Below are 23,024 nucleotides of genomic sequence, written 5' to 3'. Positions count from 1 at the left end.
AAAAATTTTAGAAGAAAAAAATTAAAAGGTTTTTCTTCCTTTATATACTATTTTTAAATTTTATCACATAAATGCTGAGAAAAGCCTATCTACGGACTTCTCCTCACATTTTTAAATCAAACATAGCATTACAGTTTCAAAACTAGGTATCTTGTTGAATTTATATGCAGCTTATTTAGCATATAAATGAACATGATGTTTTGCAACTTTGATATGTGTTTTAAATGCTCTTCTTATATGTTTTCAAACTGATTCAATTTGGTTCGTATTTACACCAGTTTTTTAAACATAGCCATCTTGATGGTTAACTGTTTCATGCTTAGTAAAAACTGATTTAAAATCGCAATATCCTTTTCAATAATCAGTATATAAAAGACATTTTGAAGAAATGTGGTTTCTTGCAAACTGCAAAAGATTTTTACTCTTTGCGTTTTTCAATACTTTTACAATTAAATTATTGGTTGTTTTTTGATAAATTCCAATAATCAATGTTTTATTAACCAAGGATCTTCCTTGTTTTTTAAAACCCATATGTGAAAGATACATTTCATCAATTTGTACTGTACCTTCAACAATAAATTGAGGTTTTCATTTTGCAATACGTGTTCTGATTTCATGACCCATTCTTCAAACTGTTTTATATGTAACACCCAATAATTTTGCAACATCTTTTGATGGAATTCCATGTTTGGTGTTTATTCATTTAAAGATAAGATAAAAACAAGATGTTAAAGATGTTTGTGACCTTGAAAAAATGGTGCCTGTGATAATGCTAAATGTTTTATTACATTTCAAACATCTCATTCTTTTTAAATCAGAAGTATTCAAATTAAAACTAAAACACCTAATACATTTGTTTTCTTTCAAATTTGCTATATATGCAAGACATTGCTGTTCAGTTTGAAAAGCATTGATGAATTCATTCGGTGTCATTGTTTCCTCCATAAGTACATGCAGGGAGAAGTCTGAATTAAAATATAAATTTTTATAAAAAATATAATTACATTATAACCTAATAATAAATAAATATTTAAAAATAATCTCTTTAATTTATTTTTAGGCTTTTATCCCTTTATGTACTATTTTTAAATTTTATCACATAAATGGAGATAAAAGCCTATCTAGGAAATTATCCCCACATGTATCTAAATCAAACACAAAATTATAGTTTCAAAAATAGGTATCTTATTGAATTTATATGCAGCTTCTTTGGCATATAAATGAATATTATGTTTTGAAACTTTTATGTGTGTTCGGAAAGTTCGCCGGATATGTTTTCATTCAGATTCAATCTGGTTTGTGTTTACACCTGTTGATGACACATACCCAACTTCATGATTTACGATTTCATGTTTGTGATAGAAGTTTTTGAAACTTCCATATCCCTTCCAAGAATCCGTAAATAGACAACACCCAGTAGAAATGTTTTTCAATGCAAATCATAAAAGGTTTTTCTCATCTGATTTTTTCAATACTTTCACAATTAGTTTGTTGCTGGTTTTCTCATAAACTCCAACAATCAAGGTTTATTCAACAAGGATCTTCCTTGTTTTTTAAAACCTACATGTGAAAGATACGTTTCATCCATCTGTGCTGTGCCATCATCAATGAACCCTGCATCTTGATTCCAAATTCTAGTTCTGAGTTCATGACCCATTCTTCAAGCTGTTTTATATGTCACACCCAATTCCCTTGCAACATCTGTTGATGGTATACCATGCTTTGTGTTTATTCATCTAAAGATGAGATAAAACCAAGATGTCAAAGGTGTTTGTGACTTGTGAAAAATGGTTTCATGAAGAATACTAAATGTTTGATGACATTTCAAACATCTTATTCTTCTCAAATCAGAAACATTCAAACTAGAAGAAGCACACCTGATACATTTCATTACTTTCAACTTCGCTATATATTTTAAACAATCGTTTTCATTTTGAAATATGCTATTGAAAAATTATTTCAATTCATTTTTTCCTCGACACTAGTACATGTGGCGATAATTTCCTATTTTTATTTAAAAACTATCATTACTTCCAATTGAAAAAACAATTGGTATTTTATTAGTTTTTCGCTTAGTTCCTGTATGAAAATCAGGAGTAATAATAACATAAACCGTACCAACTTGTTGATAATAGTTATTAATTACATGTTTAGCAAATTTATCACTAAAATAGTGAATAGTAAAATTACCAGTTAAAGGACCACTCTTCAATTGATTAGAAGTATTAATAACATTCTTATTAATTTGTTAATATGTTAAATTAGGATTAACAATAATTGGATCCATTCCTGATAAATCCTTAATTGTGTTTAAATCAGAACGCTTATCTGTTAAAGTTACTTTCAAAATGTCTGTTGTTCCTGCTCAATAAGAATCATTAACATCTGCTGTAATTTTAACTTAAATATCACCAGCAACCTGTTCTTCATCATCTGCTGCTACTTTTCCTTCTTCATCACTAAAATAATTAACAGCAAAACCAACTGCTAACTTATTTTTTCAAATAAAGATGGTTGATTATAAAATGAGGAAAATCGCTAATAATTAAAAGATAATAATTATTTTATTATAAGAGAAAAAGATTAATTATAATAATTTAATGAATAATTGCTTTCTTTTTTTTCTATAGCAAATACTTTAAATTTAAATAGTTTTACATACTGTCTTGATAAAAAAGCACAAAAGAAAATTAAAATTGACATCTTAACAAATTAGTAAATTATAGTAACAAAAAAATTATTATTTACAAACTCCACTGCTCTTCTAGCAACATTTAATCCAAATATTAAGCGCAATAATAAACATGTCATAAATTAAACACTAATTACTTTATTAAAAGCAATATGGAAAAATAAAATAAAAGTAGTACCATGAAATAAAAAGGCTAAAATTTTATTATAATTAATATTTAACATAATAAAAGGAATAAATAAAAATAAAGCTTACAAAATTTCCATAATATAGCTAACTAAAGTAATGTTTACTCATAAATAATGTAAAATAATAATATGTAATTTAAACAGTTTTTGAATTTAAAAGTACAATTCAGCAATATTTAAAATATATTAGAAAGATTAAATTATGCCAAAACCATACAGTGAAGACTTACGAAGAAAAGTAATAGAAGCCTATGAAAGTAAAAAAATGAAAATTAAAGAAATTTGTAAAGTGTTCAATATTACTAGAAAGACTTTATTCTTATGAAGAAAAAGAAAAAAAGAAACTGGGCATATAAAACCAATTTTGAATTATCAAAAAAAACATAGCCACAAAATAAAGGATTTAGATGAATTAAAAAATTATTTAGCGCAAAATAAAGATGTTACAGTTCAAAAAGTAATTGAAAAATTTGATGATGTGACTAAAGAAACAGTTTATAACTATTTCAAAAAACTAAATTATACATATAAAAAAACTTTTCTATATGAACAAAGAGATAAAAATAAACAAGAAGATTTTTTAAAAGAAATAGCTAAAATAATGAATGAAGATTCAGTATTATATATTAGACATATTCCGTAAATAAATTTTTTAAAAGTCAATTAATAATTTAAAATTTATTTTATAATTTCTTTATTAATAAATTAATAAGGTTTTGATAAAAATGAATTTTGAAAATTTAAAAAAATTAAAAAATGAACAATTTTATAGATATTTTGGTATAAAACGTTTTCATTTTGATGAAATGTTAACAAAATTAATTGAAATAGAAAATTTAAAAAAAACTAAAGGTAGAAAATATAAACTTTCAGTTGAAGAAAGATTGATGATGACTTTAGTATACTGAAAAGAATATTATACTTTTTTCCAAATGAGTATTAAATATAAAATGAGTGCATCAAGTTGTTTTCGAAATATTACTTGAGTAGAAAATAAACTTAGTGATGACAAAGATTATCAGTTTTTAAAAACAAAATATAAATCAAAAATTGAGAAAAAACAAGAAGATTTAAATGAATTTCAATTTTATTTAATTGATTCAACTGAAATTGAAATTGAAAGACCAACTAAAAAAACTACAGTTAGAATATTTTTCTGGTAAAAGTTGAATGTTTTCTATAAAATTTCAAATTATATATGACTTTTTAATAAAAAAATTGTTGATATTTTTGCTGATAATGGAAAAGTACATGATTTTCAAATATTAAAAAATTCAAATCTTGAATTTTCAGAAAAAACAATAATTATTGGTGATTTTGGATATCAAGGAATACAAAATATTTATAAAAATACTATATTACCAATTAAAAAAACTAAAAATAAAAAATTAACTAAACAAGAAAAAATCTACAATAAAATTATTTCAAAAATTAGAATTAAAGTTGAACATGTTTTTGCTTGATTAAAAAGATTCAAAATTTTAATAAATAAATGTAGAAAAAGTATATTTAGACTTATGTACTTAAGATTTAACTTACTTTGTGAAATTTTTAATAAAACAAAACCATTAAAATAAAAAAATATTTTTAATATTTTTTTAAAAATTTAAATTTTTATCAAGTTAATATAAAAATAATATTAACAATTTTTGTGTTTGAAATATAAATTTATTTTTAAAGTATTTTTTTAAAAATATTAACTTCTATAATTATTAACACTAAAAAATTTATAAATATTATTATTGACAATTGATTAAATTTATTTACGGAATATGTCTATTGATGAATCTGGAATTGATGATAATGAATTTTATAAATATGGTTGATCTGAAAAAGGTAAAAGATTATTTGATAATAAACCCGCATATAAAATAAAAATAATGAGTATAATTCGTTCACTAAATAAAGGTAAATTAAAAGCCCTATGAGCATTTGAAGGACATTGCAACAGTAAAATTTTTGAATCATATGTAAAAAATATACTAATTGTAGTATTAAAGCGTGGACAAATTATAGTTTTAGATAATGCAACGTTTCATAAATCTAAATTAACACAACAATTAATGGTAATGTTTAGTAATCTGTGTAACTTACAAAAATAACTATGTTTAATTAATTATAGTAAATAAAATTAAATAACTAGAAAGAGTGAGTCACTTATGTCTAAAAAACAAAATATTAATAATAATGATCCAATATCAAAAGCAGTAGATTTATTATTAGAAAATACTGAAGATTTAACAACAGTTTTTAAAGGGGGAGGTTTATATAAAGAATTAACAAAAAGATTAGTTGAAAAAATGTTGAATTCTGAAACGCAAAATTATTTAGGATATGAAAAAAATCAACATAATAATAGTGAAAATGCTCGCAATGGTATAAATTCAAAAAAATTAATAACTCAACAAGGTAAAATTGAGATTAATGTACCACGAGATCGTAATAGTAATTTTGAGACAGTAATAGTTGCAAAAAGACAAAGAAGATTTGATGGTTTTGATCAACAAGTTCTTTCATTATATGCCAAAGGCATGACTTTATCAGATATTAGAATGCAGTTACAAGAGTTATATCATGGTGCTGATATTAGCGAAAGTGTTATTAGTCAAATTACTGATGATGTTATTGATGATGTTAAAGCATGACAAAATCGGCCATTAGAAAGTGTTTATCCGATTGTTTATTTTGATTTTATAGTAGTTAAAGTTCGACAAGATAAACGCATTATTAACAAATCAGTTTATATAGCACTAGGAGTTGATTTAGAAGGTAAAAAAGATATTTTAGGTTTATGAATTAGTGAAAATGAAGGTTCTAAGTTTTGATTATCTAATTTCACAGAAATGAAAAATCGAGGCTTAAATGATATTCTTATTGCTTGTAGTGACAATTTAACAGGAATGTCAGAAGCGATACAATCAGTTTATCCTAAAACCAAACATCAATTATGCATAGTTCATCAAATTAGAAATAGTTTAAAATATGTTTCATACAAACATAGAAAATCACTAGTTACAGATTTAAAACCAATTTATAGTGCATGTAGTGAAGAACAAGCAATGCAAGCTTTAGAATCTTTTGAAAGTAAATGAAATAAACAATATCCTCAAATTGGAGGATTTTTAAAAATCTGTGTATCTTTTTACAAAGTTACTAGTTTAGATTAATTATATCTTCAAATTTTATCATAAAATGAGCAATTTCTGTATTTCAATTTTGAATGGGAAGTGTTCATTTTTTTGTTATATTTTCAATTGCTAAGTAAAATATTTTAAAAACTGCCATATCATTTGGAAAAAATTTTTTATTTCTAATAACTTTTCGTAATTGACTATTAACAGATTCAATAGCATTTGTTGTATAAATCACTCTTTTGATTTCTGCAGGATAACTAATAAAAACCATTAAATTATCTCAATTTTTATATCATGATTTAGCAATTTGAGGATATTGTTTATTTCATTTACTTTCAAAAGATTCTAAAGCTTGCATTGCTTGTTATTCACTACATGCACTATAAATTGGTTTTAAATCTGTAACTAGCGATTTTCTATGTTTGTATGAAACATATTTTAAACTATTTCTAATTTGATGGACTATGCATAATTGATGTTTGGTTTTAGGATAAACTGATTGTATCGCTTCTGACATTTCTGTTAAATTGTCACTACAAGCAATAAGAATATCATTTAAGCCTCGATTTTTCATTTCTGTGAAATTAGATAATCAAAACTTAGAACCTTCATTTTCACTAATTCATAAGCCTAAAACATCTTTTTTACCTTCTAAATCAACTCCTAGTGCTATATAAACTGATTTGTTAATAATGAGTTTATCTTGTCGTACTTTAACTACTATACAATCAAAATAAACAATCGGATAAAAACTTTCTAATGGCCGATTTTGTCATGCTTTAACATCATCAATAACATCATCAGTAATTTGACTAATAACACTTTCACTAATATCAGCACCATGATATAACTCTTGTAACTGCATTCTAATATCTGATAAAGTCATGCCTTTGGCATATAATGAAAGAACTTGTTGATCAAAACCATCAAATCTTCTTTGTCTTTTTGCAACTATTACTGGCTCAAAATTACTATTACGATCTCGTGGTACATTAATCTCAATTTTACCTTGTTGAGTTATTAATTTTTTTGAATTTATACCATTACGAGCATTTTCACTAGTATTATGTTGATTTTTTTCATATCCTAAATAATTTTGCATTTCAGAATTCAACATTTTTTCAACTAATCTTTTTGTTAATTCTTTATATAAACCTCCCCCTTTAAAAACTGTTGTTAAATCTTCAGTATTTTCTAATAATAAATCTACTGCTTTTGATATTGGATCATTATTATTAATATTTTGTTTTTTAGACATAAGTGACTCACTCTTTCTAGTTATTTAATTTTATTTACTATAATTAATTAAACATAGTTATTTTTGTAAGTTACACAGATTACTAAACATTACCGAAAATGCTGGATGCAAACTATTATTTCTTCCGCCATATTCTCCTAATTTAAATCGAATTGAACATTTTTGATTTGCTATAAAACATAATATAAGAAAAATATTACCAAATTATTGACCAAATATTAAAAAAGCGATTGATTTTGTTTTTCAAGATATGAGTAAACATTACTTTAGTTAGCTATAGGTTAGGAATTTATCATTAGTTAAGAGAATTTTTTTATCTTTACTAATAAGTTTTATAATAATAATAGCAGTTATAAATCTTAAATGTCATTCATAACCATCTAATTGAAACCCTTTATTATGTTCAAATTTTAATTTTAATCTTAAATTTTGTTCAAAGAAAAAGTTATTCAAGTAAATAATGTTTTTTTTAAATTATACTTATTTGTGTTACTTATATTGATAAGTCACTCACTACTTAAATATTTTTTTGTCATACACATATTAAGAACAAATTACTCATTCTAACAAAAGGATATTCATTGGATATGTGGATAAACTGTGTAAGCAAAGTATTTATCGCTACTATTTCATTGTCACCATTAATTACAAAGTAATCTTGCTTTCTGGAAATATTGCAATTACTAATTTTTATTAACATTGTATTAATAAAAGTAATATTTCTTTGTAAAGTTCGAAATGTAACATTAAATTTTTCCATTAGAAATGCTATATTAACCGAACAAGAATACTGAAAATATTTTAATATTTCAATGATACGCCACATTAAAACTGCCCCCGTTATCCTAATTGAAAGATTCAATGAGATTTTCCTTTTCAAAAAATAAAATAGTCACCTTTTGAGTGACAAAATTATTGTTCTTAAATTATTTTTATATGTTATAATGTTTACCAAATAAATAGCATTCTTCATTTATTATTAATATCTTTAATAAATTTGTAATTATATTGTGGTAAATACTTTTTAATAAGAATAGTTAGTGCTTCTTTTTGATCAAAACCAAATTCAAATGCTAATAAAAAAGTTTTTTCTAAAACTGCATGACATTGTTGAAAAATTACTTCATAAAAATATAATCCTTTATGATCAGCAAATAAAGCTAATTTTGGTTCATATTGTAAATTCTGTTTTGAAAAAGTATTCGCTGTCTCATCAATATATGGCGGATTTGAAATAATAATATTAAATTTATGATTTTTAAGATTTGTAAATATATCGCTTTCAACAAAATTAATATTTTTTAGGTTAAAATTATCATTATTAATCTTAGCAATAGTTAATGCATCTTTGCTAATATCACTTGCTACTATATTTCAATTAGGTTTCTTTAACGATAAACTAATAGCAATAGCACCACTGCCTGTCCCTAAATCTAATACTTTTAAATTATCATTATTAAAAATGTTTTGTGCATAGACAAAAACATTTTTAACTAGTTCTTCAGTTTCATTACGAGGAATTAATACTCTATTATCAACAACAAACTTATGATCAAGAAATCATTGATAACCAATAATATATTGTAAAGGATAACCAGCAACAAATTTTTTAACTATTTGTAAATATGATTCTAAAAAATATATCGCTATTGTTTGACTAAGATTTGCATATAATCAAGATAAATCTTTATTAATAAACTTTAATAAAATTATCTTATTAATTTGTTCATTTTTTTTATTAATTTTTTTTGCTAATAAAAGATAATCTCTATAAGTCATTAATTTATACTCCAAAAATAAATATTTTATTGAAAATTAACAGATGAATTATTATTTCTTGAAGTTTTTTTTATTAAATTATTAACAACGAGAATTAAAACAATAATACTAAAAATAAATAAAAAACTAATTGTTAATAAACAAATAATTGGAAAAAGAATAATGTAACTACAAATACTAATAATAAAACCAAAATTATTAATATTATTACCATTAATATTTCGTAAAAATTCTAAATTTTTTCATAATAAATAATGAAAAATTAAACTAGATGCACTAGCAAATCATAATGTTAAAACTAAAAATAAAATGTGAATAATACCACTACTAAAAGTTAATGTAATAAATGTTCCTAATGTCGCATATAAAAAAATAACTGATATTAAAAACAAAATTTTTGTTCTAGAGTCTAAAATCTTAAAATCCATAATAATTTCTTTCTTTTTTACTTTAATACTGTAATATTTTCATCAATATTTTCTAATTTTTCTTTTTGTTCACTACTAATTAAAACAATAATAATTTCATCAATATTGCCTTCCATAATACGATCTAACTTTAATAAAGATAATCCAATCCGATGATCGGTTACTCTATTTTGTGGATAATTGTATGTTCTAATTTTTTCTGAACGATCACCGCTACCAACAGCTGTTTTTCTTAAATTACCAATTCTTCCCTGTTCTTCTTCAACTTTTTTTTCATAAAGTTTAGCTCTTAATACCCGCATCGCTTTATCTTTATTATCATGTTGACTTCGTCCGTCCTGTGAAGTTACAACAACACCTGTTGGAATATGAGTAATTCTAATGGCTGAATCTGTAGTATTAACATGTTGACCGCCAGCACCACTAGAACGATAAGTATCAATTCTTAAATCAGAATTATTTATTTTAATTTCAACTTCATTAACTTCTGACAATACAGCAACCGTTGCAATTGAAGTATGAACTCGTCCTTGTGATTCGGTTTTTGGAACTCTCTGAACACGATGTCCACCAGCCTCAAACTTTAATTTAGCAAATACATGTTTACCTTTAACCATAAAAGTAATATAACTAAATCCACCATTTATTGCTTCCTTTGCCTCAATAGTTTCAATTTTTCATCGTTGAATATCACAATACTTACTATACATACGATATAAATCACCAGCAAAAATATTTGCTTCATCACCACCAACAGCTCCTCTGATTTCAATAATAACATTTTTATCATCATTTATATCTTTAGGAATTAGTGTTATTTTTAATTCATTTTCTGCTTTTTCTAATTCTATTTCATTTGCTTTAATATCTATTTTAAGCATTTCACAAAGTTCTTGATTCTGTTCGGTTGCTAATGCCTTTTTTGCTTCAATAATTTCTTTGTTAATTTTTTCATATTTTCAATATTGTTCAATAATTGGTTCTAATCTACTATGTTCTTTTGTTAATTCAGTGTATTTATCACGAGGAATTAATTCGGGATTTTCTAACTGCTTTTCAATTTCACTATATTTTTTAGTAAGTTGCATTAACTGTTCTAATGTTTTTTCATTCATAATATCACACCTGATTTATCTATTCTGATTATTTGTTAAGACACGATGATGACTACGACATCGAGCTTCATATTGTTCTTGCGCACCAATTAAAATAATTTCATCATCATATCTAGCTTCTCGGCCATTAATAATACGTTGTGTCCTTGTTGCTGCTTTACCACATTTTACACAAACAGCATCTAATTTAGTTACAAATTCTGCTAAGGCTAATAATTCTTTAGTAACAGGAAATGGTTCACCACGAAAATCTTGATCTAAACCCGCAACAATAACTTGCTTATTTTGATTTGCTAATGTTTTAATCACTTCAATAATTGATGGTTTAAAAAATTGTACTTCATCAATTGCAACTGCTTCTATTTCTTTATCTACATGTTTTAATATTTGCATTGGATCATCAATTACTATCGCTGTGATAGATACCCCTTTATGACTTACTACTTTTTTAGCATCATAACGAATATCAACCTTGGGTTTAAAAACTAGCACTTTGCGTTTAGCATACTGTAAACGATTTATACGTCGCATAAACTCTTCTGTTTTTCCAGCAAACATACAACCAGTAATTACTTCAATTCATCCCTCATTATAACGACTATACATTTATATCCAACCCCATCTCTAATTTTAATTGTTTGTTAATTCTGGTTATTTACTAGCAATTTTATCTAAACTATCAATCAATTTTTCAACTTCATTAATATTTTGTAAATATGCACCAGCTGCTGTCTGATGACCACCACCACCAAACTTGGCAATAGTATCATTAATTATTCATCTTGCACTACGAACACTAACTTTGATTTTACTATTCATTTGATCATAAGCAGCAATTAATCAAATTTTAATACCATCAATATTTGACATTACATTAACTTGGCTAGTTAAATCTTCTCTAGTTAAAACAACTTCACCTTTAATATTTAATATTTTATTTTGACTAATAATTTTTGTTTGTAAATCAGTAATTATTTTATCGTTAAATATTATATAAGCAACACCATTATCAGTAATTTTAAAATTTGATAATATATATCCTTTCAATCTTGCGATTTTTAAATTTTGAATATATAAACTTTGATATAAGTCTAATAAATTAAAATTTTGTTTAACTAAAAAACTAGCAATCTGAAAAGTTTCTTCATTAACAGAGCGATACAAAAATCTACCAGAATCAGTAACTAAACCAAGAAATAAATTTCTAGCTGCTAAAGCAGAAACTTTTAAATTCAATACTTGTGCTCATTTCGCCACTACTTGGCAAGCAGCAGAAGCCTTTTCTTCAATTAAATGAATATCACCATATGTATCAACAATTGGATGATGATCAATTTTAATTATTTTTTTTCCTTCTTCTCAAAATTCACCACTAATTCGTTCGCGATTGGTTGTATCAGTGACTATTACTAGTGCATTTTCATAATTTTCCTTTTTAACAAAAGTTGGTTGTGGAAATAATGATGCCATATGTTCATTTGTTTCACCTGGAACAAGTACTTTTTTATTTTCAAAATTATCTTCAATAATTTTTTTTAATCCCCATTGTGAACCCAAAGCATCTCCATCAGGATTAATATGACGATGAATAATAATTGGATTACTAATTTTTATTAATTCATAAATTGCTTGTGCTTCTTTTTTAAACTTATTCATATTATATATCCTTTCTATCATGTACCAATTAATTGTTTTGTTTCATCATCAAAAACAAAAATTGAATTTTTAGTAATACTAATTCAACCAACGGTTCCCACTTCTAAATTATCATTATTATTGGTTAAAACTTCAAATTGTTCTGATTTAGTAGTTTCAACCAATAAATATGCTTTTTTATCATTAACTTTAGTAATATTTTTAATAACACCATTAATAATAATTGAATTTTTTAAAAAAGTAAATCGTGGTTTCTTTGCACTAAACAAAATGGCATTTGATTTAAAAGCAATAGTAGAAGCGGTTTTAGCACCAAACTTACCTAAATTTACATTATAAAAATATAAATTATGAGCATTTCATTCTCCCTTTGCGATATTAATATGCTGTTCATTTATTTCTTTTAATAAATTTAAAGATAATGGTTTATCAGTGATTTCACTAACATTTCCTTGTTGAATAATTATTTCATTTTCAATAACAGTAACATTAGTTGCTAATAAATTAATATCAACTTGATTATTAGTTGTAAAAATAATAATTATTTTCAAAAATTTTTGTAATTTTTTAATTCAATTTGCTAATTGTTCTTTATTATCAACATTTAAAAGTTCAAATGGGTTATGTAAAATTAAAATTTTAGTAGGCACAATTAATTGTTGAATGATTTTTATTATTTTTCGCTCTACTATTGTTAATTGTGTTAAACGTAATGACAATAAATGACTTAGATCTAAATGTTTAAATATCATAACAATATTGTCACTAATTAAATCACGGACATCAATTAACTGCGAATATAAAGTTTGTAATTGTTGTTGATATGTTTCTTTATCTTGTAACTGTGGATTTTTTAAAATTTTATCATGATAAATTTTAATTTCATCTTTAATATTTTTTAAAAGTAAATGCATTTCATCTGGTAAAAGTTGCATTGCCACAAAATCTTGTTTCATATTAAATTTAATTCTTTGTACTTCTGCTAAGTCAATTCACTGGTCTAAAATTTGATCAATTTGACTACGAGTACATTTAATTTGTTGATATGAAACTAAATGATTAAGTTCACTATTAAAATTTTGATTATGATTATTACAAGTTTTTAATGTAGTTCTAATTTCACTTCTAGTAGTACTAATCTCTCTATTTAAATAATTATTTATTTCTTTAATAACAAAACTAATTTCTCGTAGTTGAAACTCTCATTTTCTTTCTTTTGGTGGATTACATCTACAAAAACATGGTCCCACTAAACTTTCCAAACTAGAAATACGATCTTGCAAAGATTGTAAAAATAACAAGTTATTATTTGCAATAATATTTTTTTCTTCGGCGGTGATTTTTTTAATTAGAATATCTGTTAATTTTTCATTTCCATCAAAATTAAATTTCTCTTGAGCAAAGTTTTTATGAAAATGATTAATTTGATATTGATATTCTTTAATAAAATTATTACGAGCGCTTTGTGTCTCATTAATAAAATTTTTAATAATATTAATTAATTTTTCTTTAAAATAACCACTGTCTAAATTTAAACCTGTATTTTTTAAGTTTTCGATATCAGTCTTAATTTTTTGATTAATATTACTTATTTCTTGTAAAAAAGGTTTATTAGTAATTGCTGTTCTTGCTAAGTTACGTTGAATACTAAATAATTTATTTCAACTCTGTAAATGCATACTAACATAAGCCATTTTTCGTTCAAAACCAATACTATTATAAGTAACATCAATATCATCAATTAAAATTTTACCCTCCATAATAGCAGAAGAACCTGCTAGAGCATTAATTAATTTTTCAATATTATCTTCATCATTACTAAAAATTGCCAAGCAACTAGGATGTTTTCCTTCAAAACTTCAATCTTTTACGGCTTTTTCAACGGATAAATTAATAATACTAAAATTAAAGTTACTAGTTTGCTCAGTATTATATCTAATACCTTTACTTATTACCAATTTATTAAAATCAGATGATTTTTCCATAAAACCATTCCCTACCTTAAAGTTTTTTATTTAATATACTATTAAAATTATATTCTATATTTATTGGGTTGTATACATACAATATTTTAAATTAATTAATGTTAAATATGTCTGTAAATAATTTTATTTTTAGAGTATAAAAAAAAGAAACTATGATTAGTTTCTAGTTTAATTAAAATTATTTTTTAACTTGTTTAGTATCAGTTAGTTTTAGAACATCTTTTGCTGTTTCTAATACAATAGTTTTAGTATTTTGTGGTTTTGCTTTGTTTATTTCAACATTTTTTGTTTTTGTTTCAACTTGTTTACTTGCTTTTGTATTAAAGCGTTCAACCCTTCCTTTTGCTGAAACAAATGATTGTTTTCCAGTATAAAATGGATGACAACTTGAACATGTATCAACACGGATTTCTTTACCCTTAGTTGAACCACTTATAAAATTATCGCTACATGTTATACATGTTACTTTAGTTTGAAAATACTCTGGATGGATGCTTGCTTTTGCCATGGTTTCACCTCGCTTATAAAATTACTATTAATAAAAAGTACTCAAAAATAATATCATTAACAATATAAAAAAGCAAATAAATATTAATGATAGATAGAGTTTTTATTTTGGTAGATTATGTTTTAAAAATGTGTTCTAATTCAATTAGCTAGATATCATGAATTTTATTTTTTTTTAAATTATATATTTTATTGAAATTTAAAACTTAAAAATTGTTTTTATATGAATAAAACCCCCTTTAAAAGTTTAAAAATTATATTTTAAAATAATTTAAGAAAGGGTTAATAATATGGGATTTTATGGGACTAAAGTATTAGCCGAAATGTATTTTAAATAACAAGAAAATTTAAAAAAAATTAAATTTTCTACAATAGACATATTCCGTAAATAAATTTTTTAAAAGTCAATTAATAATTTAAAATTTATTTTATAATTTCTTTATTAATAAATTAATAAGTTGTTGATAAAAATGAATTTTGAAAATTTAAAAAAACTAAAAAATGAACAATTTTATAGATATTTTGGTATAAAACGTTTTCATTTTGATGAAATGTTAACAAAATTAATTGAAATAGAAAATTTTAAAAAAAATAAAGGTAGAAAATATAAACTTTCAGTTGAAGAAAGATTGATGATGACTTTAGTATACTGAAAAGAATATTATACTTTTTTCCAAATGAGTATTAAATATAAAATGAGTGCATCAAGTTGTTTTCGAAATATTACTTGAGTAGAAAATAAAATTAGCGATGACAAAGATTATCATTTTTTAAAAACGAAATATAAATCAAAAATTGAGAAAAAACAAGAAGATTTAAATGAATTTCAATTTTATTTAATTGATTCAACTGAAATTGAAATTGAAAGACCAACTAAAAAAAACTGCAGTTAGAATATTTTTCTGGTAAAAGTTGAATGTTTTCTATAAAATTTCAAATTATATATGACTTTTTTAATAAAAAAATTGTTGATATTTTTGCTGATAATGGAAAAGTACATGATTTTCAAATATTAAAAAATTCAAATCTTGAATTTTCAGAAAAAACAATAATTATTGGTGATTTGGGATATCAAGGAATACAAAATATTTATAAAAATACTATATTACCAATTAAAAAAACTAAAAATAAAAAATTAACTAAACAAGAAAAAATCTACAATAAAATTATTTCAAAAATTAGAATTAAAGTTGAACATGTTTTTGCTTGATTAAAAAGATTCAAAATTTTAATAAATAAATGTAGAAAAAGTATATTTAGACTTATGTACTTAAGATTTAACTTACTTTGTGAAATTTTTAATAAAAAAACCATTAAAATAAAAAAATATTAAAAATATTTTTTTAAAAATTTAAATTTTTATCAAGTTAATATAAAAATAATATTAACAATTTTTGTGTTTTAAATATAAATTTATTTTTAAAGTATTTTTTTAAAAATATTAACTTCTATAATTATTAACACTAAAAAATTTATAAATATTATTATTGACAATTGATTAAATTTATTTACGGAATATGTCTAATAGAAAAATTTATCAAAAATGAATCGAAGAGAAATATAATTACTGGAAATGGTTTTACTATAGGTATTACTAGTAATAAGAAAAATAAAAGTTCTTTTGAATTTAAAAATATTCATACATGAGCAGAAAAAATATATAAAAAACATTATTCTAATGACAAAATTTTGGATACTTTTCCAACAATTAATTCTTATTTTATTTTTTTAAAAAAAGAATGACAAATATTTTATTAACGTTTAAGTTAGGAGAAAAAGCAGTAGGTAAAAAAATTAATCCTAAAATAAAAACTTTAAAATCTGATTTAGAAAGCGAAGTTTATGAATATATTGATAATACTTTAAAATCTCCATTAATAATAGATAGGGATGATTTATTTACTTTTAATCATTTTTTAATTAATAGACATATTCCGTAAATAAATTTTTTAAAAGTTAATTAATAATTTAAAATTTATTTTATAATTTCTTTATTAATAAATTAATAAGGTGTTGATAAAAATGAATTTTGAAAATTTAAAAAAAATTAAAAAATGAACAATTTTATAGATATTTTGGTATAAAACGTTTTCATTTTGATGAAATGTTAACAAAATTAATTGAAATAGAAAATTTAAAAAAAACTAAAGGTAGAAAATATAAACTTTCAGTTGAAGAAAGATTGATGATGACTTTAGTATACTGAAAATAATATTATACTTTTTTCCAAATGAGTATTAAATATAAAATGAGTGCATCAAGTTGTTTTCGAAATATTACTTGAGTAGAAAATAAACTTAGTGATGACAAAGATTATCAGTTTTTAAAAACAAAATATAAATCAAAAATTGAGAAAAAACAAGAAGATTTAAATGAATTTCAATTTTATTTAATTGATTCAACTGAAATTGAAATTGAAAGACCAACTAAAAAAAACTACAGTTAGAATATTTTTCTGGTAAAAGTTGAATGTTTTCTATAAAATTTCAAATTATATATGACTTTTTTAATAAAAAAATTGTTGATATTTTTGCTGATAATGGAAAAGTACATGATTTTCAAATATTAAAAAATTAAAATCTTGAATTTTCAGAAAAAACAATAATTATTTGTGATTTGGGATATCAAGGAATACAAAATATTTATAAAAATACTATATTACCAATTAAAAAAACTAAAAATAAAAAATTAACTAAACAAGAAAAAATCTACAATAAAATTATTTCAAAAATTAGAATTAAATTTGAACATGTTTTTGCTTGATTAAAAAGATTCAAAATTTTAATAAATAAATGTAGAAAAAGTATATTTAGAATTATGTACTTAAGATTTAACTTACTTTGTGAAATTTTTAATAAAACAAAACCATTAAAATAAAAAAATATTTTTAATATTTTTTTAAAAATTTAAATTTTTATCAAGTTAATATAAAAATAATATTAACAATTTTTGTGTTTGAAATATAAATTTATTTTTAAAGTATTTTTTTAAAAATATTAACTTCTATAATTATTAACACTAAAAAATTTATAAATATTATTATTGACAATTGATTAAATTTATTTACGGAATATGTCTAATGAAAAATGATATTTTGAAAATATTGATTCAGTTTTACCTATTTTAGAAAATGAACCTAAATTTTTAAAAAATGATTTTCCCTTAATAATTGCAATTAAGTATTCTTATATTAACTCGATATGATTTAAAGGAAGAAGTATAAAATCAAATTTAATTAAATTTAAATAAAACAAAGAAAATTTAAATAAATTAATAAATGAAAAAGTACTAACTTTGAATTATGATAATTTTACTAATTTTATTTTTGAAGATAAAAAATGTACAAATATACATGGTATTTTAAAGTGTCTTAATATAAGAGATTTTAAAAAAGATACATTAAATAAATTAGAATTTAATAAAAATAATTATGATTTTTGAAAAAATAAAGATTTAACCAATATGATGATGACAATGATGAAATTCAATGATTATAAAAATGAACCTAAAAGATTAGCATATCCATTTGTTAGTTTGGGATAAGTCAATAATAAAGATTTAACAGAAGAAACAATTCAATAATTAGAAAATATACAAGGTTCTATTTTAATTATAGGGGAAACTTTTTTTAATAAATGACATATTTTAAAAATCTTAAATAAAAATGAAAATTTAAAAAATATGTATTATGTTTATTGCGGAGAAAAAGAAAAAGTTTTTAAAACAGTTCTTAATAGTTTAGATGATTTTAATAAAAATATTTTCTTAATTAGTTCAGAAGATTTTTATACTTCAATTAAAAAATAAAATTTATAATTAGAGTTATTTCTGTAAATTTTCTAATTTTTGCTGTAATTGGTTAATAATTTCCTTATTAATAAAATTAATATATAGCTAACTAAAGTAATGTTTACTCATAAATAATGTAAAATAATAATATGTAATTTAAACAGTTTTTGAATTTAAAAGTACAATTCAGCAATATTTAAAATAGATTAGGAAGATTAAATTATGCCAAAACCATACAGTGAATACTTACGAAGAAAAGTAATAGAAGCCTATGAAAGTAAAAACATGAAAATTAAAGAAATTTGTAAAGTGTTCAATATTACTAGAAAGACTTTATTCTTATGAAGAAAAAGAAAAAAAGAAACTGGGCATATAAAACCAATTTTGAATTATAAAAAAGGACATAGCCACAAAATAAAAGATTTAGATGAATTAAAAAATTATTTAGCGCAAAATAAAGATGTTACAGTTCAAAAAGTAATTGAAAAATTTGGTGATATGACTAAAGAAAAAGTTTATAACTATTTCAAAAAACTAAATTATTCATATAAAAAAACTTTTTTATATGAATAAAGAGATAAAAATAAACAAGAATATTTTTTAAAAGAAATAGCTAAAATAATGAATGAAGATTTAGTATATATTGATGAATCTGGAATTGATGATAATGAATTTTATAAATATGGTTGATCTGAAAAAGGTAAAAGATTATTTGATAATAAACCCACATATAAAATAACAAGAATGAGTATAATTGGTTCACTAAATAAAAGTAAATTAAAAGCCCTATGAGCATTTGAAGGACATTGCAACAGTAAAATTTTTGAATCATATGTAAAAAATATACTAATTCCAGTATTAAAGCGTGGACAAATTATAGTTTTAGATAATGCAACGTTTCATAAATCTAAATTAACACAACAATTAATTGAAAATGCTGGATGCAAACTATTATTTCTTCCGCCATATTCTCCTAATTTAAATCCAATTGAACATTTTTGATTTGCTATAAAACATAATATAAGAAAAATATTACCAAATTATTGATCAAATATTAAAAAAGCGATTGATTTTGTTTTTCAAGATATGAGTAAACATTACTTTAGTTAGCTATATATTGATGAATCTGGAATTGATGATAATGAATTTTATAAATATGGTTGATCTGAAAAAGGTAAAATATTATTTGATAATAAACCCGCATATAAAATAAAAAGAATGAGTATAATTGGTTCACTAAATAAAGGTAAATTAAAAGCCCTATGAGCATTTGAAGGACATTGCAACAGTAAAATTTTTGAATCATATGTAAAAAATATACTAATTCCAGTATTAAAGCGTGGACAAATTATAGTTTTAGATAATGCAACGTTTCATAAATCTAAATTAACACAACAATTAATTGAAAATACTGGATGCAAACTATTATTTCTTCCACCATATTCTCCTAATTTAAATCCAATTGAACATTTTTGATTTGCTATAAAACATAATATAAGAAAAATATTACCAAATTATTGACCAAATATTAAAAAAGCTATTGATTTTGTTTTTCAAGATATGAGTAAACATTACTTTAGTTAGCTATATATCAAAGATGGAGCTTATACTTTAGAATTCAAGTATGAGCACTACATAATTTAAAAGTAAAAAACAAAACGATAATATTTCCTTTTATTTGTGATCCTCATATTCAATTGGGATATTTTCAAAATCCAGAGGTTGAAGTTAATAAAGAATATTTGGATAAAAATAATATTCCAGTTGTGTGTCGTGATACTGGAGGAGGAACTATTTTTATTGATTCAAATTCAGTAAATTTTTGTTTTTTAATTCCATTAAATTCTAATACTAATTAGATTTATGCTAATTACCAAGAATTCTATAAGCCAATTATAAAAGTGATTAAAGATATGGGAATTAAAAATATCATGCAAAGTGGAAAAAATGATTTGACAATTAATGGTAAAAAAGTTTCTGGAGCAGCTATGTTAAAAGAAGAAAATATTATTTATGGTGGTTATTCATTGCTTTATGATATTGATTTGGATGCTATGATCTTGGCGCTTAAACCAAGTCGTAAAAAAATTGAATCAAAAGGAATTAAATCAATTAATCAAAGAGTAGATAAATTAAAAAATCACCTTAATGAACAATTCAAAAAATTAACTATTTTTGAGTTTAAAGATGAAATTATTAAACGATTGATGAATGTAGAAAAAATAGCAGATGTTGAACGATACGTTTTATCAAATGAGCAATGACTAGAAATTGATAAGTTAGTTGATCAAAAGTATAAGAATTGAGAATGGGTTTATGGTTTAAGTCCCTGCTATCAATATAATCGTGAAGCACGTTTAGAAATTGGAACAATGAATATTTCATTAATAATTGATAATGGTAAAATTAAAAGTTGCAAAATTAGTGGTGATTTTTTTGCTACAAAAGATTTAACTATTTTTGAGAAAAGTCTTGAAGGTACTAAAATGATTAAACAAGATTTAAAAATAAAATTACAAGAATTGGATATTTCTTCATATTTTTTAAAGAAAATAGATAATGGCCAATTGTTAGAATTAATTTTGAGTTAACATTAATAAAAAATATTCTAAGTTATTTTCACCAATCAAAATTAAAAATTTTGCTTTTGATAATCGGTTTGTGCTTTCACCAATTACATTAAATGTTTCTAGTTATGATGGTTTTGCTAGTAAAGAAGATATTGATTATGCTCTTAAAATAGCTCATAGTGCATACTTAGCGATATCTAGTGCCGCTTATATTAATTTAGAGGGATAAATTTTTGAATTTGGTTTTTCTGCTGCTAATGACGAACATATTGATTCATTAAAAAAAGTTGCTAATGCTATGAAATCAAAAGGCGCAAAAGCTATTTTACAGTTAGCACATTCAGGTAGTTTTTCTATAATTAGTTTAAATCATTTAGGTTATGTAGTTGGACCTTCTAAACAATCTTTTATGTATCCTTTCCCACATGAAGTTCAAGAACTGAGTATTAAGCAAATCAAAGAATTAATTAAAGATTATAAAAAAGTTACCTTAAGGGCTATTGAAGCTGGTTTTGATGGTGTCGAAATTTCTTCAGCATAAAAAATTTTAATTCAAGTTTTTTTCAGTAATTAGTAATCAAAGAAATGACATTTATGGTAATTAAAATTTAGAAAATCATTCACGTTCGGGATTAGAAATTTTACAATCAGTAAGAGAAACAATTGATAAGCACGCTAGTGAAAATTTTATTTTAGGATATCGAGCTACAGTTGAAGAAACTAGAGGTCAAGAAATAGGTTATCCAATTGAAGATTTTTTACAATTCATGGATCAGGTATTAATAAACATTAAAATTGATTATTTAGCACTAGCCAGTTGAGGAAGAAATATATATAAATATAAAGTTCAATCTCAGGGGAAATATTTTAATCAATTAGCGAATAAAGTTGTTTATCAACACATTAATCAACGTATTACTGTTATTGTGAGTGGTGGTATAAATAGTCCTGATAAATGTTTAAAAGCCTTAGAATATGGGGATATGATAGGATTATCTTCTGTTTTTGTAGCCGAACCTGATTTTGTTAGACAAATAAAAACTATGCAAATTGATAAAATTAATTTGCATATTACTGAAAAAGATATTGAAAAATTAGCTATTCCTAAAGCTGCTTTTAAGGAAATGGTTAAACTTATGGATTATGGTGAAAGTTTACCTAAAGATACTAGGGATGAGTTAAGAAAGTTAGAAAATAATTATTCAACTAAAAATTAATATTTTGTTTAGAAAAAGGCAATAAAAATATGAAACAAAAACGAAAAATTAAAACTATTAATGAGTTAACTACTTTACAATATGAGGTCATTATAAATTCAGTAACGGAACTTCCTTTTAAAAATAAATATTGAGATAATAAGGAAAAGGGAATTTATGTCGATATTTTATCAGGTGAACCATTATTTGCATCATCAGATAAATGTAATTTTGGTCATGGCTGACCAAGTTTTACAAGACCAATTAGTGAAATAGTTATCCTTAAAAAGGAAGATAACACTAACCTAATGTTGCAGCTTACTGAAGTACGTTCTAAAAAAAATGATATTCATTTAGGGCATGTTTTTAAGGATGGTCCACAAAAAGAAGGTGGTTTAAGATATTGTATTAATTCAGCAGCTTTACGTTTTATTCCATTATCAGAAATAATTACAGAAGGATATGAAGAATATTTATCTTACATTAAATAAAAATATTTTTATTGTATATTTATTATCTTGATAATGTTTTATGATTATAAATTTTATTATAAAGTCCTAATAAAATTAGGACTTTATGTTGTAAAAAATAAATAAACAACGATATTAATAAAACGGGAGATAAATTAATATTTTAGTACAAATTATCTTGAACCAACAATTATTAGTAGTATAATGAAAAAGTATGTTCATTCATTATTTTAAAAATTAGTATAATTAAAAGTGTA

The 23,024-nt window shown here is 23.0% G+C and carries 27 protein-coding genes and 3 pseudogenes; 18 read left to right on the top strand and 12 right to left on the bottom strand.

The annotated features are described in order from the left end of the window. Window positions 1-282: 282 nt before the first annotated feature. The 4 genes from ABWV63_RS09975 to ABWV63_RS09960 form a co-directional block, all read right to left on the bottom strand. On the bottom strand, window positions 283-828 hold the full coding sequence (locus tag ABWV63_RS09975; RefSeq protein ID WP_353306227.1) for an IS1595 family transposase: 546 nt from the start codon (window positions 826-828) through the stop codon (window positions 283-285). Between the two features lie 317 nt (window positions 829-1,145). After that, complete coding sequence (locus ABWV63_RS09970) at window positions 1,146-1,472, bottom strand: transposase (protein ID WP_353306226.1); 327 nt, start codon at window positions 1,470-1,472, stop codon at window positions 1,146-1,148. A gap of 11 nt (window positions 1,473-1,483) precedes the next feature. After that, entirely contained in the window at window positions 1,484-1,891 is a 408-nt protein-coding gene (locus ABWV63_RS09965) for a hypothetical protein (RefSeq protein WP_353306225.1), read from the bottom strand. A gap of 123 nt (window positions 1,892-2,014) precedes the next feature. Continuing rightward, the gene (locus ABWV63_RS09960) at window positions 2,015-2,212 is read right to left on the bottom strand and encodes a hypothetical protein (protein WP_353306224.1); all 198 of its coding nucleotides are present in this window, start codon (window positions 2,210-2,212) and stop codon (window positions 2,015-2,017) included. An 870-nt stretch (window positions 2,213-3,082) separates the two neighbouring features. Here ABWV63_RS09960 and ABWV63_RS09955 point away from each other — a divergent pair. The 5 genes from ABWV63_RS09955 (at window position 3,083) to ABWV63_RS09935 (ending at window position 6,047) form a co-directional block, all read left to right on the top strand. Beyond that, window positions 3,083-3,523 (top strand): IS630 transposase-related protein, encoded by a 441-nt coding sequence (locus tag ABWV63_RS09955; RefSeq protein ID WP_353306223.1) that lies wholly within the window; start codon window positions 3,083-3,085, stop codon window positions 3,521-3,523. Window positions 3,524-3,605: 82 nt separating this feature from the next. Next, window positions 3,606-4,043, top strand: a complete 438-nt coding sequence (locus tag ABWV63_RS09950) for a transposase family protein (protein WP_353305692.1) — start codon at window positions 3,606-3,608, stop codon at window positions 4,041-4,043. Window positions 4,044-4,046: 3 nt separating this feature from the next. Continuing rightward, window positions 4,047-4,457 carry a transposase family protein gene (locus ABWV63_RS09945; RefSeq protein WP_353306222.1) on the top strand — a complete coding sequence of 137 codons (411 nt, stop codon included), beginning with the start codon at window positions 4,047-4,049 and terminating at the stop codon, window positions 4,455-4,457. A 195-nt stretch (window positions 4,458-4,652) separates the two neighbouring features. Beyond that, entirely contained in the window at window positions 4,653-4,982 is a 330-nt protein-coding gene (locus tag ABWV63_RS09940) for a transposase (RefSeq protein WP_353306221.1), read from the top strand. 57 nt (window positions 4,983-5,039) lie between these two features. Further along, the gene (locus tag ABWV63_RS09935; protein WP_353306220.1) at window positions 5,040-6,047 is read left to right on the top strand and encodes an IS256 family transposase; all 1,008 of its coding nucleotides are present in this window, start codon (window positions 5,040-5,042) and stop codon (window positions 6,045-6,047) included. On the opposite strand, the pseudogene ABWV63_RS09930 reads toward ABWV63_RS09935, so the two are convergent. The 8 genes and pseudogenes from ABWV63_RS09930 to rpmE all read right to left on the bottom strand — a co-directional run bounded on the left by ABWV63_RS09930 (window position 6,034) and on the right by rpmE (window position 14,743). After that, window positions 6,034-7,272: pseudogene (locus tag ABWV63_RS09930) on the bottom strand (IS256 family transposase). The gene ABWV63_RS09935 and the pseudogene ABWV63_RS09930 overlap by 14 nt on opposite strands. A 948-nt stretch (window positions 7,273-8,220) precedes the next feature. After that, window positions 8,221-9,051, bottom strand: coding sequence for a peptide chain release factor N(5)-glutamine methyltransferase (prmC, locus tag ABWV63_RS09925; RefSeq protein ID WP_353306219.1), 831 nt, complete (start codon window positions 9,049-9,051; stop codon window positions 8,221-8,223). Between the two features lie 26 nt (window positions 9,052-9,077). Further along, the gene (locus ABWV63_RS09920; RefSeq protein ID WP_252320576.1) at window positions 9,078-9,479 is read right to left on the bottom strand and encodes a hypothetical protein; all 402 of its coding nucleotides are present in this window, start codon (window positions 9,477-9,479) and stop codon (window positions 9,078-9,080) included. Between the two features lie 17 nt (window positions 9,480-9,496). Continuing rightward, a complete protein-coding gene (gene prfA, locus ABWV63_RS09915) occupies window positions 9,497-10,594 on the bottom strand; it encodes a peptide chain release factor 1 (protein WP_353306218.1) in 1,098 nt (365 codons plus the stop codon). Between the two features lie 15 nt (window positions 10,595-10,609). Further along, window positions 10,610-11,200 carry a thymidine kinase gene (locus ABWV63_RS09910; protein ID WP_281749194.1) on the bottom strand — a complete coding sequence of 197 codons (591 nt, stop codon included), beginning with the start codon at window positions 11,198-11,200 and terminating at the stop codon, window positions 10,610-10,612. A gap of 45 nt (window positions 11,201-11,245) precedes the next feature. Next, window positions 11,246-12,250, bottom strand: coding sequence for a bifunctional oligoribonuclease/PAP phosphatase NrnA (locus ABWV63_RS09905; protein WP_353306217.1), 1,005 nt, complete (start codon window positions 12,248-12,250; stop codon window positions 11,246-11,248). Between the two features lie 14 nt (window positions 12,251-12,264). After that, window positions 12,265-14,235 carry a hypothetical protein gene (locus ABWV63_RS09900; RefSeq protein WP_353306216.1) on the bottom strand — a complete coding sequence of 657 codons (1,971 nt, stop codon included), beginning with the start codon at window positions 14,233-14,235 and terminating at the stop codon, window positions 12,265-12,267. Window positions 14,236-14,413: 178 nt separating this feature from the next. Next, window positions 14,414-14,743, bottom strand: a complete 330-nt coding sequence (gene rpmE, locus ABWV63_RS09895) for a 50S ribosomal protein L31 (protein ID WP_353306215.1) — start codon at window positions 14,741-14,743, stop codon at window positions 14,414-14,416. Window positions 14,744-15,212: 469 nt separating this feature from the next. Here rpmE and ABWV63_RS09890 point away from each other — a divergent pair, with 469 nt between their 5' ends. From ABWV63_RS09890 to msrB, 13 genes and pseudogenes are all read left to right on the top strand, one after another. Further along, window positions 15,213-15,635, top strand: a complete 423-nt coding sequence (locus ABWV63_RS09890; RefSeq protein ID WP_353306214.1) for a transposase family protein — start codon at window positions 15,213-15,215, stop codon at window positions 15,633-15,635. Between the two features lie 23 nt (window positions 15,636-15,658). Further along, on the top strand, window positions 15,659-16,075 hold the full coding sequence (locus tag ABWV63_RS09885) for a transposase family protein (protein ID WP_353306213.1): 417 nt from the start codon (window positions 15,659-15,661) through the stop codon (window positions 16,073-16,075). A 406-nt stretch (window positions 16,076-16,481) separates the two neighbouring features. Further along, window positions 16,482-16,682, top strand: coding sequence for a hypothetical protein (locus tag ABWV63_RS09880; protein ID WP_353306212.1), 201 nt, complete (start codon window positions 16,482-16,484; stop codon window positions 16,680-16,682). A 290-nt stretch (window positions 16,683-16,972) separates the two neighbouring features. Then, window positions 16,973-17,188 carry a hypothetical protein gene (locus ABWV63_RS09875; protein ID WP_353305932.1) on the top strand — a complete coding sequence of 72 codons (216 nt, stop codon included), beginning with the start codon at window positions 16,973-16,975 and terminating at the stop codon, window positions 17,186-17,188. A 170-nt stretch (window positions 17,189-17,358) separates the two neighbouring features. After that, window positions 17,359-17,619 (top strand): transposase family protein, encoded by a 261-nt coding sequence (locus tag ABWV63_RS09870; RefSeq protein ID WP_353306211.1) that lies wholly within the window; start codon window positions 17,359-17,361, stop codon window positions 17,617-17,619. A gap of 195 nt (window positions 17,620-17,814) precedes the next feature. Further along, complete coding sequence (locus ABWV63_RS09865; protein ID WP_353306210.1) at window positions 17,815-17,991, top strand: hypothetical protein; 177 nt, start codon at window positions 17,815-17,817, stop codon at window positions 17,989-17,991. Window positions 17,992-18,036: 45 nt separating this feature from the next. Continuing rightward, window positions 18,037-18,285, top strand: coding sequence for a hypothetical protein (locus ABWV63_RS09860; RefSeq protein ID WP_353306209.1), 249 nt, complete (start codon window positions 18,037-18,039; stop codon window positions 18,283-18,285). A gap of 468 nt (window positions 18,286-18,753) precedes the next feature. Further along, window positions 18,754-19,104 (top strand): IS630 transposase-related protein, encoded by a 351-nt coding sequence (locus tag ABWV63_RS09855; protein ID WP_353306208.1) that lies wholly within the window; start codon window positions 18,754-18,756, stop codon window positions 19,102-19,104. Window positions 19,105-19,152: 48 nt separating this feature from the next. Beyond that, on the top strand, window positions 19,153-19,641 hold the full coding sequence (locus tag ABWV63_RS09850; protein ID WP_353306207.1) for an IS630 family transposase: 489 nt from the start codon (window positions 19,153-19,155) through the stop codon (window positions 19,639-19,641). A gap of 6 nt (window positions 19,642-19,647) precedes the next feature. Beyond that, window positions 19,648-20,115, top strand: a complete 468-nt coding sequence (locus ABWV63_RS09845; protein ID WP_353307248.1) for an IS630 family transposase — start codon at window positions 19,648-19,650, stop codon at window positions 20,113-20,115. Between the two features lie 6 nt (window positions 20,116-20,121). Next, window positions 20,122-21,122 (top strand): annotated as a pseudogene (locus ABWV63_RS09840) (lipoate--protein ligase). 1 nt (window position 21,123) lies between these two features. Beyond that, a pseudogene (locus tag ABWV63_RS09835) lies at window positions 21,124-22,318 on the top strand (NADH-dependent flavin oxidoreductase). 29 nt (window positions 22,319-22,347) lie between these two features. Beyond that, window positions 22,348-22,788 carry a peptide-methionine (R)-S-oxide reductase MsrB gene (msrB, locus tag ABWV63_RS09830; protein ID WP_353306206.1) on the top strand — a complete coding sequence of 147 codons (441 nt, stop codon included), beginning with the start codon at window positions 22,348-22,350 and terminating at the stop codon, window positions 22,786-22,788. Window positions 22,789-23,024: the final 236 nt, after the last annotated feature.

The organism is Spiroplasma ixodetis, assembly GCF_040369795.1.
Classification (GTDB): domain Bacteria; phylum Bacillota_I; class Bacilli_A; order Mycoplasmatales; family VBWQ01; genus Spiroplasma_E; species Spiroplasma_E ixodetis_B.
Note: the sequence above shows the minus strand (reverse complement) of the source record. Positions and strands in the feature narration are given on the sequence as shown.